The sequence below is a fragment of the Micromonospora sp. NPDC005087 genome, from assembly GCF_042872965.1.
Lineage (GTDB): Bacteria > Actinomycetota > Actinomycetes > Mycobacteriales > Micromonosporaceae > Micromonospora.
Window position 1 is genome coordinate 422,250 of sequence record NZ_JBIALB010000003.1, and the last position, 15,704, is coordinate 437,953.

The 15,704-nt window shown below is 73.0% G+C and carries 15 protein-coding genes; 8 read left to right on the plus strand and 7 right to left on the minus strand.

Annotated features, from left to right (window positions below; all coding sequences use genetic code 11):
• The first annotated feature begins 24 nt into the window (after positions 1–24).
• Positions 25–375 (plus strand): DUF2203 domain-containing protein, encoded by a 351-nt coding sequence (locus ACFYPS_RS10155; protein ID WP_354965042.1) that lies wholly within the window; start codon positions 25–27, stop codon positions 373–375.
• 101 nt (positions 376–476) lie between these two features.
• Here ACFYPS_RS10155 and ACFYPS_RS10160 read toward each other — a convergent pair whose 3' ends face one another.
• Both ACFYPS_RS10160 and ACFYPS_RS10165 read right to left on the minus strand, forming a co-directional pair.
• Positions 477–1,181, minus strand: coding sequence for a class F sortase (locus ACFYPS_RS10160; RefSeq protein ID WP_354965041.1), 705 nt, complete (start codon positions 1,179–1,181; stop codon positions 477–479).
• On the minus strand, positions 1,151–2,011 hold the full coding sequence (locus ACFYPS_RS10165; RefSeq protein WP_354965040.1) for a DUF4397 domain-containing protein: 861 nt from the start codon (positions 2,009–2,011) through the stop codon (positions 1,151–1,153). The genes ACFYPS_RS10160 and ACFYPS_RS10165 overlap by 31 nt, the downstream gene beginning before the upstream one ends.
• A gap of 169 nt (positions 2,012–2,180) precedes the next feature.
• On the opposite strand from ACFYPS_RS10165, the gene ACFYPS_RS10170 reads away from it, so the two are divergent.
• Positions 2,181–3,785, plus strand: a complete 1,605-nt coding sequence (locus ACFYPS_RS10170) for a glycosyltransferase 87 family protein (protein ID WP_354965039.1) — start codon at positions 2,181–2,183, stop codon at positions 3,783–3,785.
• 28 nt (positions 3,786–3,813) lie between these two features.
• Here ACFYPS_RS10170 and ACFYPS_RS10175 read toward each other — a convergent pair whose 3' ends face one another.
• On the minus strand, positions 3,814–4,488 hold the full coding sequence (locus tag ACFYPS_RS10175; protein WP_354965038.1) for an NADPH-dependent F420 reductase: 675 nt from the start codon (positions 4,486–4,488) through the stop codon (positions 3,814–3,816).
• 97 nt (positions 4,489–4,585) lie between these two features.
• Between ACFYPS_RS10175 and ACFYPS_RS10180 the strand changes: the two genes are divergently transcribed.
• On the plus strand, positions 4,586–5,431 hold the full coding sequence (locus ACFYPS_RS10180; protein WP_354965037.1) for a GNAT family N-acetyltransferase: 846 nt from the start codon (positions 4,586–4,588) through the stop codon (positions 5,429–5,431).
• A gap of 11 nt (positions 5,432–5,442) precedes the next feature.
• On the opposite strand, the gene ACFYPS_RS10185 is transcribed toward ACFYPS_RS10180, so the two are convergent.
• Positions 5,443–5,937, minus strand: coding sequence for a glutathione peroxidase (locus ACFYPS_RS10185; RefSeq protein WP_354965036.1), 495 nt, complete (start codon positions 5,935–5,937; stop codon positions 5,443–5,445).
• 168 nt (positions 5,938–6,105) lie between these two features.
• On the opposite strand from ACFYPS_RS10185, the gene ACFYPS_RS10190 reads away from it, so the two are divergent.
• The 4 genes from ACFYPS_RS10190 to ACFYPS_RS10205 all read left to right on the plus strand — a co-directional run bounded on the left by ACFYPS_RS10190 (position 6,106) and on the right by ACFYPS_RS10205 (position 10,925).
• On the plus strand, positions 6,106–7,731 hold the full coding sequence (locus tag ACFYPS_RS10190; protein WP_354965035.1) for a glycosyl hydrolase family 18 protein: 1,626 nt from the start codon (positions 6,106–6,108) through the stop codon (positions 7,729–7,731).
• Between the two features lie 180 nt (positions 7,732–7,911).
• On the plus strand, positions 7,912–8,406 hold the full coding sequence (locus tag ACFYPS_RS10195) for a hypothetical protein (protein WP_354965034.1): 495 nt from the start codon (positions 7,912–7,914) through the stop codon (positions 8,404–8,406).
• An 88-nt stretch (positions 8,407–8,494) separates the two neighbouring features.
• Positions 8,495–9,901 (plus strand): class II 3-deoxy-7-phosphoheptulonate synthase, encoded by a 1,407-nt coding sequence (locus ACFYPS_RS10200; RefSeq protein ID WP_354965033.1) that lies wholly within the window; start codon positions 8,495–8,497, stop codon positions 9,899–9,901.
• Positions 9,894–10,925 carry a GntG family PLP-dependent aldolase gene (locus ACFYPS_RS10205; RefSeq protein ID WP_354965032.1) on the plus strand — a complete coding sequence of 344 codons (1,032 nt, stop codon included), beginning with the start codon at positions 9,894–9,896 and terminating at the stop codon, positions 10,923–10,925. The genes ACFYPS_RS10200 and ACFYPS_RS10205 overlap by 8 nt, the downstream gene beginning before the upstream one ends.
• 113 nt (positions 10,926–11,038) lie before the next feature.
• Here ACFYPS_RS10205 and ACFYPS_RS10210 read toward each other — a convergent pair whose 3' ends face one another.
• Together ACFYPS_RS10210 and pknB are read right to left on the minus strand one after the other, a co-directional pair.
• Complete coding sequence (locus tag ACFYPS_RS10210) at positions 11,039–11,905, minus strand: deoxyribonuclease IV (protein ID WP_354965031.1); 867 nt, start codon at positions 11,903–11,905, stop codon at positions 11,039–11,041.
• A gap of 1 nt (position 11,906) precedes the next feature.
• Entirely contained in the window at positions 11,907–13,892 is a 1,986-nt protein-coding gene (pknB, locus tag ACFYPS_RS10215) for a Stk1 family PASTA domain-containing Ser/Thr kinase (protein ID WP_354965030.1), read from the minus strand.
• A 201-nt stretch (positions 13,893–14,093) separates the two neighbouring features.
• Between pknB and ACFYPS_RS10220 the strand changes: the two genes are divergently transcribed.
• Positions 14,094–14,483, plus strand: coding sequence for an Rv2175c family DNA-binding protein (locus tag ACFYPS_RS10220; RefSeq protein WP_354965029.1), 390 nt, complete (start codon positions 14,094–14,096; stop codon positions 14,481–14,483).
• 129 nt (positions 14,484–14,612) lie between these two features.
• Here the strand turns inward: ACFYPS_RS10220 and ACFYPS_RS10225 are convergent, their stop codons facing one another.
• Positions 14,613–15,695: a polyprenyl synthetase family protein gene (locus ACFYPS_RS10225; protein ID WP_354965028.1), complete on the minus strand. Its 1,083-nt coding sequence runs from the start codon at positions 15,693–15,695 to the stop codon at positions 14,613–14,615.
• Between the last annotated feature and the right edge of the window lie 9 nt (positions 15,696–15,704).

Genomic DNA, 15,704 nt, shown 5'->3' on the forward strand with positions numbered 1-15,704 from the left:
CGGTGTGTGCCGCATACTGGCGCGGTGTTCACACTCGCCCAGGCTCGGCACCTGGTGGCCACCCTGCAGCCGCGCGTCAACGAGTTGATCCGGCTCCGGGCCGACCTGGCCGAGTTGCGCGTCGACCTGGCCGACCACGGCGTCAGCGCGCTCGGCGGGCTGGCCGAGGTGAAGGGGCTGGAGGCCCGGCTGCACGGCGTCGTTGACGAGCTGCACCAGCACGACATCCAGGTCAAGGGCATCGCGCCGGTGCTGCTCGACTTCCCCGGCGAGCGGGCTGGCCGCGCCGTGCTCTGGTGCTGGCTGGAGGGGGACTCCGACGTGCGCTGGTACCACCGGGCCGAGTGCGGCTTCGCCGGCCGTCGCCCGGTCTGACGCCGCGTCGGCGCTCCCACCACCGCACGATCCACTCGACATCCCGGAAACCGGGGCATCCCGGTGAGCCGGAAGCCCCGACATCCGTGAACCGGAGTCGATCAGCCGGCGGCGGAGTCCGGCAGGACCGGGTCGGCGGCGTCGGTCACCGCGAACACCACCACGTTGTCCCGGTAGTGCCCGCGCCGCCGGTCGAAGTCGCCGCCGCAGGTGACCAGGCGCAGCTCCGGGCCGGGCGTGGGACCGTAGACCACGGCGGTGGGAAACCGGTCCTTACGGGTGCGCAGCGACCCGGTCACCCTGAACGACAGGCGCTGCCCGCCGCGCCACACCTCCACCCGATCGCCGGGACGCAGCTCGCCGAGCCGGGCGAAGACCGCCGGGCCGCGCCGCGAGTCCAGGTGCCCGGCCAGCACAGCCGGCCCGGTGTCGCCGGGGGCCGGACCGCCGCCGTACCAGCCGGCCGTGTCGAAGTCGGCCGGCGGGATCAGCGTGCCGGCGCGGTCGAGGCCCAGGACGGTCAGCGCGGAGTCGACGCCGATCCGCGGTACGCGTACCCGGGTGGGTCGACCCTGCGGCGCGGGCGTGGCGGCGGCGGCCGGGCAGTCGTCGGTGCAGCCCGGCTGCCAGCTCGCCACCGGCGGCGGCGGGCCGGTGCTGGCCAGACCGACCCCGGTGCCGGCGACCAGGCAGACCGCCGCGCCGGCCGCGACCAGCGCGGCCAGCGGCACCCGACGGTCGCGGTGCCGTCGGATCGCGGGGCCGAGCCCGGTGTTCACCAGGTGGTGCGGCGCCGCCGACGCCACAGCAGCAGGCTCACCGCGACGGCCGCCGCGGCCAACCCGCCGGCCACCAGGGGGTACCCGCCGCGCCCGGTCCCGGCGACGCCGCCGGCGCCGGTGTCCACCCCACCGGCGGGTACCACGGTGCCGCCCTCGGCGTCGCGCCGCAGCTCGGCGGTGAGACCGCCCTGCTTCGCGTCGAGCACGAGCAGCGAGTAGACGGCGCCGCCGGTGAGCCGCACCTCGGTGTCGGTGCTCGGCCCGCCGGCCCCGGTCAGCCGCAGCCGCCAGCTACCCGGCTCCACCTGCTGGTAGTCCGTGGTGGTGGCGAACTGCACGCCGTTGGCGATCATCGGGCCGTCGGCGGCGGCCACGTCCAGCACCGGGGTCCGCACCGACGCCTGCACGACGCGTACCTTGGCGCGGCCCGGGGTGGGCGCGCTCAGGTCGTCGTTGAGCACCCGCAACCCCAGGTCGGCGTGCCGGCCGACGCCGGCCACCGTGTACGCGTCGCCACTGGTCACCGCGACCTCGGTGGTGAGGACCGGGGGATCGCTGGCGGGGGCGCCGGCCTCGCGCATCGCCACCGCGTACCGGCCGGGTGCCAGCTCCAGGTAGTCGGAGACCACGCCGTAGCCCACCCCGGGGAAGACCCGTGGCTTCGCGGCGTCGGGGGCGGCCAGGTAGACGTCCACGGCCGGGGTGTCGGGGGAGAGATGGGCGAGCCGGACGTATCCGACGGTGTCCGCGCTGGCCGGCGTGGCGACGCCGACGGCGGCGACGGTGGTGCCGAGCAGGAGCGCGCTGGCGCCGGCCAGCAGCCGGCGGGGCCCGATGGTAGGGAGCATGCGCATGTCGCCTCCGAGAGCACGGTCAGTGAGCGGGCGGCAACCCAGGGAACAGAGTCCCGTGTACGGGACCACGGCGCAAGTTGTCAGCGGCATGTCGCAGGATTTTGGAAACGTAGCGATGATCGTCGTCGACGGGTCATCGCCCACCGTCGCGGTCGCCTATTGTCGGGCGATGCGGGATCGCCGGGTGGCGCTGGTGTGGACGGCTTTCGCCGTCGTCGCCCTGGTGTCCTGTGTGCTCGTGTCACGACGCGAGGACCGCCTCTCCGACCTGCACATCTACTACGGAGCGTTGTCCGACCTGCGGGCCGGGCGGCCGCTGTACGGGTACGTGGCGGAGAACGGGGGCCCGTTCACCTATCCGCCTTTCGCCGCCCTCGTGCTGGGTCCGATCACCGCCGTCAGCGAGGGCGTTTTGCAGGTGGCCTGGTTGGTGGCGACGTGCGCGGCGGTCGTCGCCATCGCCGGGTCGGTCGGTGTCGCGCTGACCGCCCGACGGTCCCATCGCCCGCTCGTCGTGGCGGTGGCGGCCACCGTGCTGATGCTCTCCGCGCCGGTGCAGAGCAACCTACGGTTCGGGCAGGTCAGCATCTTCATCGTGCTGATGGCCCTGCTGGACGGGATGGGCCTGGTTCCACCCCGGGTGCGTGGCGTGCTGGTCGGGGTGGCCGCGGCGATCAAGCTGACCCCGCTGCTGTTCGTGGTCTACTTCCTCGCCACCGGCCGCTACCGCGACGCCGGCCGCGCGGCGGCGACGTTCGTGGCCTGCGCGGGGCTCGCCGCGATCGTGCTGCCCAGCGAGAGCTGGACCTACTGGACCGAGGCGGTGCGGCAGACGTCGCGGATCGGCAACCTGGCCTCGCTGGGCAACCAGTCCGTGCACGGGATGCTGTTGCGCGTCGGGGTCGACGAGGCGGCGCTGCCCCTGCTCTGGGCCTGCCTGGTGGCGCTCATCTGCGCGGCGGCGCTGCTGCGAGCCCGGCAGTTGACCGCGCAGGGCCGCCCCGGTCACGCCGCGGTGCTCGTCGGCTGCGCCACCGTGGCCGCGTCCCCGGTCTCCTGGACCCATCATCAGGTGTGGCCGGTGCTCGCCGCGATGCTGCTGATCGGCGCGTCCGGTGTCACCCAGCGGGCCGCCGGCGCGGCGCTGCTCGCCGCCATGGTCGTCTCGTTGGGTGCGGTCCTCGGTCCGGTGTCGATGCGGCCGGGCGTGCAGTTCCTGTTCGAGAACGCCCGGGCCGTCGGGGTGTGCCTGCTGTGCCTGGCCGGCTTCGGTGGCGTCGCGGTCGCCGCCGTCCGGACGAGCCGGCGACCGGCCGTCGGCGGGCGGGCCTGGTGGCGGGTGGGCATCACGGCCACGGTGGCGGTGGCGTTCTTCGCCGTGCAACCGCTGCCCGCCGGAGCGGACCCCACCTTCAAGGCGTACACCCTCGACGACGTGGTCAACCCACGATACTTCTTCGTCTGCCGTGGCCCGGTCGAGTGCGCCGCCTACGGCACCGACGCGCCGGTCACCTTCGGCACCCGGGCGGAGAAGACCAAGGTGCGGGTCAACGGCGTGGTCTCCGGGCAGGTGGCCCGATTGGAGTACTACTCCGCCCCGGGCGGGGCGCCCCGGACCATCCCCCTGCTCGCCGCCTACCCGGGGACGCGGACGTTCTCGTTCCGGTCGGCGAACATGGCACAGGGTCGGCTCGTCGCGTACGCCTCGGACGGCCAGCCCATCGCCAGCTACGACGAGGAACTCGCCGCCGCTCTCCGCACAACCACCCGGTAGGCGATCGCAGGGAGGGCGGCGGCGTTGCTCAGCGGGTCGCGGCGGCCAGCGCGGTGCGCAGCGTGTCGGCGTCGCCCTGCTTCGGGTGCTCCCAGTCGGTCGGGTCGGCGGAGTAGAGCGTGCCGTAGGCCGGCGTGTCCGGCTGGTAGCGCCACCCCTCGGCCAGCGGACCGACGTCCACCGCGTCGTAGCCGATGCGGTCCAGGAAAGCCGTCACCTCGGCCTTCGCGGCGGCGTCGTCGCCGGCGATCGCGAGGGCACTGCGGTCGGCCGCGCCGGACGGCCGGGCCAGCGAGTCCAGGTGCTTGAAGAAGATGTTGTTGAAGACCTTGACCACCCGGGCGTCCGGCAGGTGCCGCTGGAGCAGTTCGCTGCTGGTGACCTCGCCGGAGTCCAGCTCCGGGAAGTTGCCGTCGCGCTGGGTGTAGTAGTTGTTGGTGTCGATGACGACCTTGCCGGCCAGCGGCTCGACCGGCACCGCACGGTAGGCCTTGAGCGGAACGCTGACCACCACGAGGTCGCCGACCCGCGCCGCGTCCTGTGCCGTGCCGGCGCTGGCGTGCTCGCCCAGCTCGTCGACCAGGTCGGTGAGCGTCTCCGGCCCCCGCGAGTTGCTCAGCACCACGTCGTAGCCGGCGGCCACCGCCAGTCGGGCGATGGTGCCGCCGATGTGGCCGCTGCCGATGAGTCCCACAGTTGTCATGTTGGTTCCCAACTCCGTCCACCCGCGACACATTCCCGACCGCAGTGGTGGGTTATTCCACTTGTCGAGGCGCCCACGGGTGCGCAGAATGCCGTCCGTGCAGTGTCTGACCGAGGATCTCGCGACCTTCGCCGCCGGAGCCGACGCCTGGTTGCGTCGCGAGCCCGTCCTGCACAACGTACTGCTGACGCTCGTCGCGGACCGGCTCTCCGGTGACGTGCCACTCTCCGGGGGCGAGCGGTTCGTCCGGCTGGTCGACGCCGGCACGACGGTGGGTGCGGCGGTGCACACGCCGCCGCGCGGGCCGCTGCTGGGCGCCGTGTCGCCGGCGGCCGCGTGGGCGTTCGCCGAGCACTTCGTGCGGGCGGTGCCGCCGCTGGTCGAGGTGCACGGCCCCGTCCCGGCCGTAACCGAGTTCGCCGAACGGTACGCCGAATGTGCCGGCAGGGTGGCCGTACCCGGCACCGCGCAGCGGATCTTCCGACTGGACGCGGTCCGGCCGCCGGTGGGGGTGGCCGGACGCGCCCGCCCGGCCACCGTCGCGGACCGGGACCTGCTGATCGCCTGGGCCGCCGCGTACGCCGCGGAGACGACGCCCGCCGGTCCGCCGGTCGACGCGGCCGGGCAGATCGACGCCCGGCTGCCGCACGGCGACCTGCTCTGGCTCTGGGAGCGGGCCGGCGCACCGGTTTCGACGGCCTGGCTCAGCCGACCGGTCGCCGGCGTGGTCCGGGTCAGCGGCGTGTACACGCCGCCACAGTGGCGGGGGCGCGGCTTCGCCAGCGGCTGCGTCGCAGACGTCACCCGGTACGCCCTGGACGCCGGCGCCATCGCGTGCACGCTCTACACCGACCTGGCCAACCCCACCAGCAACCGGATCTACCAGACCCTCGGCTACCGCCCGCTGTCCGACGCGGCGCAGTGGCGGTTCGTCGCGCCGTGATGCCGGCCGGGTCAGGCCGTGGCGGGTAGCGCCTTCTCGATGGCGGCGCGCAGTTCGTCGGCGCCGGGCTCCACCGTGGGGGCGAATCGGGCGGCGACCGTGCCGTCCGGGGCCACCAGGAACTTCTCGAAGTTCCACCGGACGTCCCCGGTGTGCCCGTCGGTGTCCGGGGTGTCCACCAGCGCCGCGTAGAGCGGGTGCCGGTCGGGGCCGTTGACGTCGACCTTCTCGGTCAAGGGGAAGGTGACCCCGTAGTTGACCTGGCAGAAGTCGCTGATCTCGGCGGCGCTGCCCGGCTCCTGCCCGGCGAACTGGTTGCAGGGCACGCCGAGCACCACCAGGCCGCGGTCGGCGTAGGAGTCCGCGAGGGTCTGGAGGCCGGCGTACTGCGGGGTGAGGCCGCAGCGGGAGGCGACGTTGACGACCAGCAGCGCCCGGCCGCGGTAGCGGGCGAGGTCGGCGGGGCCACCGGTGAGGGCGTCGATCGGGATGTCGAAGACGGTCATGGCCCGAGGCTACGCGCCGGCTGACGGGGCTCCGGTGACGGGCGGAGCGGGCGCATTCCACGCCACCAGAAGAAATCGAAACATGTACATCTTGACGAAGTGATGACGCCGTGAGTACCGTCTCACCATCTCTTTTGGAAAGTTTCCTAACAGTTCGGGAGACGCCTCATGAAAAGATCGCTCCGCCGGGCCCTCTGGGCCGGTGCCGTGGTCGCCGTGACCGTCGCGGCGGTGCCGATGACCACCGCGTTCGGCGCCGGCACGGTCACCACCACGTTCACCAAGGCACAGGACTGGGGGACCGGTCACGAGACGAAGGTGACCGTCACCAACGGGTCCAGTGCCACGGTCAGCACCTGGCGCATCGAGTTCGACCTGCCGTCGGGCACCACCATCAGCAGCTCCTGGGACGCCGACGTGACCAGCAGCGGCAACCACTACGTCGCGGTCAAGAAGAGCTGGGCCGGTGCGCTCGCCCCGGGCGCCTCGTTCAGCTGGGGCTACAACGGCACCGGCGCCTACAAGGCGCCACTGAACTGCACCGTCAACGGCGCGGCCTGCGGCGGTGGCACCCCTCCGCCGACCACGACCCCGCCGACCACCACCCCGCCGACCACGACCCCGCCCACCACCCCGCCGCCCACCACTCCGCCGCCGACCACCACCCCGCCGAACCCGGGTGGCAAGAAGGTCGTCGGCTACTTCGCCGAGTGGGGCGTCTACGGGCGCAACTACCACGTCAAGAACATCCAGACCAGCGGCTCGGCCGCGAAGCTGACCCACATCCTGTACGCCTTCGGCAACACCACCGGCGGCCGCTGCGCCATCGGGGACAGCTACGCCGACTACGAGAAGGCGTACACCGCGGCGGACAGCGTCGACGGCGTCGCCGACACCTGGGACCAGCCGCTGCGCGGCAGCTTCAACCAGCTGCGCAAGCTCAAGCAGATGAACCCGCACCTCAAGGTGATCTGGTCCTTCGGCGGCTGGACCTGGTCGGGCGGCTTCACCCAGGCCGCGCAGAACCCGGCCGCCTTCGCGGAGAGCTGCTACAACCTTGTCGAGGACCCGCGCTGGGCGGACGTCTTCGACGGCATCGACGTCGACTGGGAGTACCCCAACGCCTGTGGTCTGACCTGCGACACCAGCGGCCCGAACGCGTTCAAGAACGTGATCAGCGCGCTGCGGTCGAGGTTCGGCTCCAACGCCCTGGTCACCGCCGCGATCACCGCGGACGGCAGCAACGGCGGCAAGATCGACGCCACCGACTACGCCGGCGCCATCGGCAACCTCAACTGGCTGATGCCGATGACGTACGACTACTTCGGCGCCTTCGCCGCCCAGGGTCCGACCGCCCCGCACTCCCCGCTCACCTCGTACACCGGCATCCCGCAGCAGGGCTTCAACTCCGACGCGGCGATCCAGAAGCTCAAGAGCAAGGGCATCCCGGCCAACAAGCTGCTGCTCGGCATCGGCTTCTACGGCCGGGGCTGGACCGGCGTCACCCAGGCCGCCCCGGGCGGCAGCGCCACCGGCGCCGCGCCGGGCACCTACGAGGCGGGCATCGAGGACTACAAGGTCCTCAAGAACACCTGCCCGGCCACCGGCACGGTCGGCGGCACGGCGTACGCCAAGTGCGGCAGCAACTGGTGGAGTTACGACACCCCGTCCACCATCAACGGCAAGATGACGTACGCGAAGAACCAGGGCCTCGGTGGCGCGTTCTTCTGGGAGCTCTCCGGTGACACCGGAAACGGCGAGCTCATCGGCGCCATCAAGGGCGGTCTCGGCTGAGCCGAGGGCCGACGCACCACCCACACGGCGGGGAGGGGCACGCACCGTCCCTCCCCGCCCGTGGCGCACCGGCCCGGTCGACGCCCAGCGTCGGCCGGGCCGCCGGCGTTGGGCGGGACCCGCCCGATGTGGCAGACTCGCGGCTCGGCAGTCTCGATGTCCCCGTCGACGGAGGTGGTCATGCGCCCGACCCACCGCAGGCTGGCGGCTACCGCCGCCGGGCTGGCGCTGCTGCCGGTCGCCCTGGTCGGCTGTGGGCTCACCGGCGGCGGCGACGAGCCGTCCGCCAAGCCCGAGCGGGCGCCCGCCGAGGAGGCCTCCACCCGGTCCCGTGAGCGCGTGCAGGCGTACCTCGACGCGATGACCGCCAAGGACGTGGCCGCCGGCCGAAGCCAGCTCTGCGCGCTGCTGCACGAGGGCTTCGACCTGGGCGCGACCGGCCCCAACGGCGACTTCGCGGACCACTTCGAGGTGCCCACGGCGGCGATCATCGACGTCCGGTCCGGCCCGCGCGGCCAGGAGGTTAGCGTCTCGGTGTCGGTCACCGCCGGCAAGCGCAAGACCACCCGGCCGCTGGTGTTCACCGTCACCCGCGACGGCGGTGACTGGTGCATCGCCGGGGAAACACCGGGCGGCGCCCCGCCGGCCGGCGTCGTCCCCTCGCCCGCTTCCTGACCTGCGCACACTGGGACTGATCTCCCATCTGCCGGAACCGTCCCCCTCGCCGCCCGGGCACCCCGGCGGTCGCCGTACGCTTTCTGTCATGCGCCATGAGTGGCATCAGCTGAGCCATCCCGCGGTGGGCAGCCCGGGCCTGCAGACCAGCCGACCGACCGTCGACTCCGCGGAGGACGCCGCCCTCGGTCTCGACCGCTGGCGGGACCTGCCCCGCGAGCAGACCCCGCCGTGGTCCGATCCGGCCACCGTCGCCCAGGTCTGCAAGGTGCTCGACACCGTGCCGTCGGTCGTCGCGCCCTACGAGGTGGACCAGCTCCGGCAGAAGCTCGCCCTGGTCTGCGAGGGCAAGGCGTTCCTGCTCCAGGGCGGTGACTGCGCCGAGACCTTCGCCGACAACACCGAGAGTCACCTGCTGGCCAACGCCCGCACCCTGCTCCAGATGGCGATCGTGCTCACCTACGGCGCGTCGCTGCCGGTGGTGAAGGTCGCCCGGGTCGCCGGGCAATACACCAAGCCCCGCTCGCTACCCACCGACGCGCGCGGTCTGCCCGCCTACCGCGGCGACATGATCAACTCGCTGGAGGCGGACCCCGCCGCCCGGGTCGCCGACCCGCAGCGCATGATCCGGGCGTACGCCAACTCGGCGGCGGCGATGAACATGCTCCGGGCGTACCTCGCCGGCGGGCTCGCCGACCTGCACGCCGTGCACGACTGGAACAAGGGCTTCGTGAAGAACTCCCCGGCCGGGGAGCGCTACGAGGCGATCGCCCGGGAGATCGACCGGGCGCTGGCCTTCATCCGGGCCTGCGGGATGACCGACGACGAGGCGCTGCGCACCGTCACCCTCTACTGCTCCCACGAGGCCCTCGCCCTGGAGTACGACCGGGCGCTCACCCGGGTCTCCGACCGCCGGGCGTACGGGCTCTCCGGGCACTTCCTCTGGATCGGCGAGCGCACCCGGCAGATCAACGGCGCACACATCGACTTCATCTCCCGGATCGCCAACCCCATCGGGGTCAAGCTCGGCCCGTCCACCTCGCCGGACGAGGCGATCGAGCTGTGCGAGAAGCTCAACCCCGACAACATCCCCGGCCGACTCACCCTGATCAGCCGGATGGGCAACCACCGGGTGCGGGACGCCCTGCCGCCGATCGTGGCCAAGGTCACCGCGGCCGGCGCCAAGGTGGTCTGGCAGTGCGACCCGATGCACGGCAACACGCACGAGTCGTCCAACGGCTACAAGACCCGGCACTTCGACCGCATCGTCGACGAGGTGCTCGGCTACTTCGAGGTCCACCGAGGGCTGGACACCCACCCCGGTGGCCTGCACGTCGAACTGACCGGCGAGGACGTCACCGAGTGCCTCGGTGGCGCCCAGGGCATCGAGGACCTCGACCTGCCCGACCGGTACGAAACCGCCTGCGACCCGCGACTGAACACCCAGCAGTCGTTGGAGCTGGCCTTCCTGGTAGCGGAGATGTTGCGTGGCTGACGCATTCGTGGACCTGCGGTCCGACACGGTGACCCGACCGACCTCCGGCATGCGGGAGGCGATGGCCACCGCCGAGGTCGGTGACGACGTCTACGGCGAGGACCCGACCGTCAACGCGCTGGAGGCCGAGGTCGCCGCGCTGTTCGGGCACGAGGCGGCGCTGTTCGCGCCGAGCGGGTCGATGGCCAACCAGATCGCCCTGCAACTGCTGGTGTCGCCCGGCAACGAGCTGCTCTGCGACGCCGACGCGCACGTGGTCACGTACGAGATCGGCGCCGCGGCCGCGTACGGCGGGATCTCCTCCCGGACCTGGCCGGCGGTCGGCGCGGACATCGACCCGGAGGCGGTCGCCGGGATGATCCGGCCGGACGGCTACTTCGCCGTCCCCACCCGGGCGATCGCGGTCGAGCAGACCCACAACCGGGGCGGCGGGGGAGTGATCCCGCTGGCCACCCTGCGGGAGCTGCGCCGGGTCGCCGACGAGGCGGGGGTGGCCCTGCACTGCGACGGCGCCCGGATCTGGCACGCACATGTCGCCGACGGTGTGCCGCTGGTCGACTACGGCCAGCTCTTCGACACGCTGTCGGTCTGCCTGTCCAAGGGCCTCGGCGCACCGGTCGGCTCGTTGGTGGTGGGCAGCGCGGAGAAGATCGAACGGGCCCGGTTGATCCGCAAGCGGATGGGTGGCGGCATGCGGCAGGCCGGCATCCTCGCCGCCGCCGGCCGGTACGCGCTGGCGCACCACGTCGACCGGCTGGCCGAGGACCACGCCAGGGCGGCACGGCTCGCCGAGGCGGTCGCGCCGTTCGGCGTGCTCGCCGCCGCGGTCCGCACCAACCTGGTCCCGTTGGACCTGACAAAGCACGCGCTGGACGCACGCGCCCTGGCGGCCGCCGCGCGGGCCGAGGGCGTGCTGATCTCGGTGCTCGGCCCGCGTACCGCCCGCCTGGTCACCCACCTGGACCTCGACGACGCCGGCGTCACCCGCGCCGCCACCGTCCTGGCCCGCCTCCTGGCCGCCTGACCCCGCCTCCCGCCCCCCTGCGGTTCCCTTAGTGATCAAGAGGTTTGCGTCAGATCCCGGCTCCAGGATGACGCAAATCTCTTGATCAACAGCTTGGGGCGGGTGGGGCGTGGTCAGGGGTGGAGGCGGGTGAGGGTGGCGATGTCGGCGGCGTGGCCGACCTGCTTCTCGCTGGGCGTCTCCACGACGATGGGGACGCCGGCGGTGGCCGGGTGGGCCATCAGCTCGGCGAAGGCGGGCTCACCGATGGTGCCCTTGCCGATGTTCTCGTGCCGGTCCCGGGTGGAGCCGCACAGATCCTTCGAGTCGTTGGCGTGCACCAGCCGCAGCCGGTCCGTACCCACGGTGGCCACCAGCGTGTCCAGGGTCGCCGTCATGCCGCCCTCGGCCGCCAGGTCGTGCCCGGCCGCCCAGGCGTGGCAGGTGTCGAAGCAGACCCCGAGCATGGGGTGCCGGTCCACCGCGTCCAGGTAGGGCCCGAGCTGCTCCACGCGAGAGGCGAGCGACCGGCCGCCGCCCGCGCTCGGCTCGACCAGCAGCATTGGCCCGCCGACCTCGGCGGTCCAGTCGAGCAGCGGCCGCAGCTCCTGGCGGACCTGCCGCATCGCCTCCTCGGCGTACCCCTCGTCCACCGAACTGCCCGCGTGGAACACCACCGCCCGGGCGCCGATCGCGATGCCCCGGCGTAGCGCGTGCGCCAGCGTCTGGGCGGAGCGCTCGACCGTGGCCGGGGTGGGTGAGCCCAGGTTGACCAGCAGCGAGGCGTGGATGAAGGCCGGGATGCCCCGCTCGGCGCAACCGTCGCGGAACAGCGCGTCCTGCGCCGGGTCACCCGGAGGTAGCGCCCAGCCTCGCGAGTTGGAGACGTAGACCTGCACCACCTCGGCGCCGGTCGCGTCGGCATACGGCAGGGCGGCCCTGGCCAGCCCCCCGGAGGTGGGGGTGTGCGCGCCGGCCGGTCGGGAGCGGGTCACCGGCATCTCAGAAACACCCGATGGTGACCTGGGTGCCCGGCGGCACCTGCGAGTTCTCGCCCGGGTTCTGGAAACGGACCACGGCGTTCGGGTTGAGCTGGACGGCCACCGGGAAGCCCTGGCTCTCCAGCGCCTGCTTGGCCTCCGGGCAGGGCAGGTCGACCACCCGGGGTACGACCACCAGCGGCGGGCCCTTGCTGACCTCCAGCTTGACCTGGGCGCCCTTTTCCACGCCCGTGCCGTCGGCCGGGCTCTGGCCCAGGATCTCGTCCTTGGGCTTGTCGGAGTCCTTGTAGGTCTCCACCAGCACGAGGTTGAGCTGGGCCAGGGTGGTTTGAGCCTCGGTCAGGCTCTTGCCGACCAGGTTCGGCACCGACACCGGCGCCCGCCCCCGGCTCAGGATGAGGGTGATCTTCGCGCCCGGTTTGACCTCGGCGCCCACCTTGGGGGAGCTGTCCACCACGACTCCGGCCGGCAGGTTGTCGTCGTAGCGGGCGGTGCCCTTGGCCACCACCAGGTTCGCGTTGACCAGGTCCGCCTCGGCCAGCTCGAACTCCTTGCCGATCACGTCCGGCACCGGGAAGCGCTCCGGGCCCAGGGAGAGGGTCAGGGTGATCGTGCCGCCCTTGACGACCTTGGTAGCCGAAGCCGGGCTCTGCCCCAGCACGCTGTCCTTCGGCGCCTTCTCGTCGTAGCGCGGCTCGCCGTAGGCCAGGGTAAGCCCGGCGCGTTCGGCCCGCGCCTGCGCGTCGGCGTTGCTCAGGCTGACCAGCTGCGGGGCTGCCGTGTAGCGGCCGACGCCGAACCACCAGCCGCCGAGCGCGGCCACCAGGACCAGCATCACCACCACGGCCCCGACGGCCAGCGGGCCCTGCGGGTGGGCCAGCACCCTGCCGCGCAGCGCGGCGAGGCGGGACCCCAGGCCATCCGCCGGCTCCGGGGCGGCCCGCCGTCGGCCCGGCCCCTGCCCACCGCCCTCGGGCAGCCGGGCCCAGGCCGGCCGCTCGGCCGGGCGGACGGTGGCGACCATCATGGTCGGCTGTGACATCGGCGGCTCGTCGGTCACCCGGCGCAGCACGGCGGTACGGCTGTTGACGTCGCCCAGGTCGTCCCGGGCCGTCTGCACCTCGGCCAGCAGCGCCCCGGCGTCGGCGGGCCGGGCGCCGGGGTCGCGCCGGGTGGCCCGCTGAACCAGATCGTCGAGGATCGGCGGCAGGCCGGGCACCAGCGTCGACGGTGCCGGCACGTCCCGGTCGACGTGCTGCCACGCCACGTCCACCGGGCGGTCACCGTCGTAGGGCACCCGACCGGTGAGCATCTCGAACAGCACGATGCCCGCCGAGTAGACGTCGGTGCGCGGGTCGGCCCGGCCCTCGGTGACCAGCTCCGGGGCGACGTACGCCACGGTGGCCATCAGCTGGTTGCCCTGCTCATCGTCGGCGCTCGCCTCGACCGCCCGGGCCAACCCGAAGTCGGCCACCTTGACCACGCTGTCCACCAGGTTGGCGACACCACCGGTGGGCGCCTCGGCGACCAGCACGTTCTCCGGCTTGACGTCCCGGTGCACCAGGCCGGCGCGGTGCGCGGCGGCGATCGCGGCGAGCATCTGCTCGGCGATGGCCAGCGCCTCGTCCGGGTTGACCCGGCGCCGCTCGGCCAGCACGTCGCGCAGCGTGCGGCCGCGGACGTACTCCATCACCAGGTACGGCAGCCCACCGTGGGTGCCCTGGTCGTAGACCGCCACCACGTTCGGGTGGGTCAGCCGGGCGATGGTCTTCGCCTCGTCGGTGAACCGGGCCACGAAGTTGGCGATCCGGGCCCGGGCCTCGGGCGCCTGCGTCGGGTGAATGATTTTGACAGCGACGGTGCGCTCGAGGCGCTCGTCGGTGGCGGTGTACACGGTCGCCATGCCGCCACGAGCCACGCGACCGCGAATGCGGTAGCGCCCGTCGATCAGCGAGCCCAGCAACGTGTCGGCGACCTGTGTGTCCATCGGCAGGGAGTCTATGTGTCCAGGGGGCAAAGGTTGAACAGGATGCTACAGCCGATGGCCAACCTGGTCCGTCCCGCTGCGCCCGCCGAGCTGTCCCGACCCCCTCATCCGCTGGTCGCCGGGCGTCTACCCGGGTGTTCGGACCGGTCGTCCCGGGGTGCCCGGTGGCCCGTCCGGGCAGTGGCGTGGCAGGGTGATCGGGTGACCGAACCCGTACCCGACCAGGCCGTGCCCGGCCCCGAGCTCGCCGGCCCCGCAGACCCGGCCGGCTGGCTCACCCTGCCTGACGTCGCCGAGCGCCTCGACGTGTCGATCAGCAAGGTGCACCAGATGATCCGCGACCGGGAGCTGCTGGCGGTCCGCCGCGACGGCATCCGCCGGGTGCCGGCGGACCTGGTGGCCAACCAGACCGCGCTCAAGCACCTGCCTGGCGTGCTCAACCTGCTCTCCGACAACGGCTACGACGACGAGGCCGCGCTGCGCTGGCTCTACGAGCCGGACGACACCCTCCCCGGCGCCACCCCGGCCGCCGCCCTCTCCGGCGACCAGGCCCGCGAAGTCAAACGCCGAGCCCAAGCCCTCGGCTTCTAACCCCCGCGCCCCCGCGCTTCCCGCGCCCTTCCGTGCGTTGATCATGAGGTTGGCGGCGTCCGTATCGGCGTGTCGCGCCGCTAACTTCATGATCAACGGCGGGGGCGCGGGGCCGGGCCGGGGGAGGGGTCAGTCGGCGCGGCGGGTGGCGGCTATCGCCAGGTCGACCAGGGCCTGGCGGGCCTCGGTGTCCAGGTCGACGGCGGTCAGCGCCGCCAGCGCCGCGTCGGTGAGCGTGACGATCCGCTGCTCGGTACGGGCCAGCGCCCCGCTCGCGGAGATCAGCTCGCGCAGCTGGGTCACCCCCTGCTCGTCGAGCTCCGGATCGCCGAGCCGGCTGAGCAGGAGCTCCCGGCCGGCGTCGTCGGTGGCCTCCACGGCCGCCGCCACCAGGTACGTGCGCTTGCCCTCGCGCAGGTCGTCCCCGGCCGGCTTGCCGGTCTGCGCCGGGTCGCCGAAGACCCCCAGCACGTCGTCGCGGAGCTGGAACGCCTCGCCCAGCGGCAGCCCGTACGCCGAGTAGGCCGTCCGCACGTCCGCCGTCGCGTCGGCCAGCGCGGCGCCGAGCAGCAGCGGACGTTCGACCGTGTACTTCGCCGACTTGTACCGGGCGACCTTGCTGGCCCGTTCCACCGAGGTGTCCCCGGTGACCTGGGTCAGCACGTCGAGGTACTGCCCGACGGTGACCTCGGTGCGCATCTCGTCGAAGACCGGCCGGGCCCGGGCCACCGCCCGTAGGTCCAGTCCCGCGGAGTGCAGCAACTCGTCGGACCAGACCAGGCAGAGATCGCCGAGCAGGATCGCCGCCGCGTCACCGAACCCGTCCGGGTCGCCGCCCCAGCCGGCCGCCCGGTGCCGGGCGGCGAACCGCCGGTGCACCGCCGGCTCGCCGCGCCGAGTGTCGGAGCGATCCATCAGGTCGTCATGGATCAGGGCGCTGGCCTGCACGAACTCCAGCGCGGCCAGGGCGGTGAGGACCTGGTCGCCGTCCACTCCGCCGGCGCCCCGGAACCCCCAGTACGCGAAGGCCGGCCGCAGCCGCTTGCCGCCGCCGAGCACGAACGCCTCGATCGCCTCCGCCACCGGGGCCAGGGCGTCGTCGACGTCGGCCAAACGGGCCCGCTGGCCGGCCAGGAACTCGGTGAGGGCCTTGTCGACCCGTTGCCGCAGGCCGGCACGGTCGACGGGAGACACGGGAGCAGCGTGGGTCACGCCACGACG